The organism is Mycobacterium sp. E3298 (assembly GCF_001666895.1).
Taxonomy (GTDB): domain Bacteria; phylum Actinomycetota; class Actinomycetes; order Mycobacteriales; family Mycobacteriaceae; genus Mycobacterium.
In genome coordinates this window covers 1-1823 of the sequence record NZ_LZJB01000245.1, presented here as the reverse complement: position 1 = coordinate 1823, position 1823 = coordinate 1, and the positions used below count along the sequence as shown (strand labels likewise).

Annotated in this window: 2 protein-coding genes; one reads left to right on the top strand and one right to left on the bottom strand. The window is 68.3% G+C overall.

Annotated elements, in window-relative coordinates:
* Nucleotides 1-651 (top strand): cytochrome P450 (locus A9X05_RS11360; RefSeq protein ID WP_156736653.1); only part of this gene is annotated, 651 nt, incomplete at its 5' end.
* A 31-nt stretch (nt 652-682) separates the two neighbouring features.
* Here the strand turns inward: A9X05_RS11360 and A9X05_RS11355 are convergent.
* A partial coding sequence (locus A9X05_RS11355) for an FtsK/SpoIIIE domain-containing protein (protein WP_255369127.1) occupies nt 683-1823 on the bottom strand: 1141 nt, incomplete at its 5' end.

Sequence of the window (1823 nt, the reverse complement as noted above, 5' to 3'; positions counted from 1 at the left end):
CAGGCCGACCTCGAGAAGAGCCAGCTGCTGTTGGAGTACCTGGTCAATGCGATCCAGCAACGCCGCCAAAACCCCGGCTCCGACATGCTGTCGCAAGTCATGGCCAGTGACGGTGACTTCACCGATCTGGAACTGCTGGGCATGAGCCACCTGCTGATCCTGGCGGGCCTGGACACGGTGACCGCGGCGATCGGATTCTGCCTGTTCGAGTTGGCGCGCCGGCCACAGCTGCGCGCTTCGCTTCGCGAGAACCCAAGGCAGATCCGGGTTTTCATCGAAGAGATCGTCCGGCTGGAGCCCTCTGCGCCGGTGGCCCCCCGGATCACCACCCAATTCGTCGAAATCGGCGGCATGACGTTGCCGCCCGGCACATCGGTGCGGTTGTGCATGGCCGCGGTCAACCGCGACGAGAGCGACGCCACGTCCGTCAACGAGCTCGTGATGGACGGAAAGGTCCACCGGCACTGGGGGTTTGGGGGCGGACCGCACCGCTGCCTGGGCTCTCATCTGGCGCGGATCGAGCTGACCGTCATCGTCGGAGAATGGCTCAGGCAGATCCCCGACTTCGACGTGCCGGCGGACTACGTCCCCGCGATCAACTACCCGTCGAAGAGTTTCGCGCTCAAAGAATTACCGCTGCGCTGGGGCTGATTCGGCCAGCCCCGGCGCAGCGGTATCCGCCTTACTTGCGCAACTCCGTCGCCGCGACCTGGACGAACACACCGGTGTCCTCGGCCATCAGCAGGCCTCGACCACGGGGCAGCGGCCCACCCTTCATCTTGCCGCGGATGAAGCCCTCGTCCGGGTCGGCGTCCATGACCAGCAGCGGCGCGTTCGCCTGGGCCAGCGCTCGCAACATCGGGTCGCTGCCCGCCGACGACCAACCACCGAAGGTGCGCGTGACGAGCACGTGCAACCCGACGTCGGCGGCCCTGGTCACCCACGGGGCGGCCTTGTGCAGTGGCGAGTCGAAACCTGCCGGCAGCTGCTGGATGTCGTCGACGATCAGGAAGATCTCCGGACCGCTCCACCACGACCGCGACAGCAACTCCTCGGCGGACAGACCCGGCGGCGGCTCGCGTCCGGCCAGGACCGCCGCCAACTCGCCCATCATCGCCTGGACGCCGTCGAGGTTGTAGGCGAATTTCTCGACATAGTCCGGACCCAGCGTGGTCAGCAGCTGGCGCCGCGGGTCCACCAGCCAGACCTGTGCCGACGGCTGGCCGGGCGGCGGCGTGGGCGCGCTGCTGGCTCCCGGCGCGTACAGCCGGCCGATCTCGGACATGATGGTGGCCAGCGTCGTGGTGCGCCCACATTCGCGTCGACCCGTCACCATCAGGTGCGCGTTCTCGGCGAAGTTGAGGTACACCGGCGACAGGTCCAATTCGGAGATGGCCCAAGCGATTCCGCCCGCACCGACGCCCTGTCGCGTGTCCCGTGCGGCCAGCTCGCGCAATTGCTCCACGTCGAACCGCGCCGGGAGGCGGCGCACCGGCGGGGCCTGGCTGCTCGTCAGGCGGCTCACGGCGTCGATGACGCTGTCGGACTCGAAGACGTAGTCAGCTGTGCTCCCGAGCGCGGGGCGGGCCACCAACGTGTGCAGACCGGCCTGTGGGTCGGAATCGAGGCGGACGTAGTTGACCGCGACCATGCCGCGGCCCGGCTTGACCGGAACTTCCTTTGCGAACCGGGACCGCACCAGTTTGGCGTCCTCCACGGCGGCCAGCCGCAGCTCGACCCGGGAGCCGAACCCGCTTCGCACCGGGGGCCGCAGCTCCGATTCGCGATCGGCCGTGACCACCACGTGGACCCCGAACGACGGG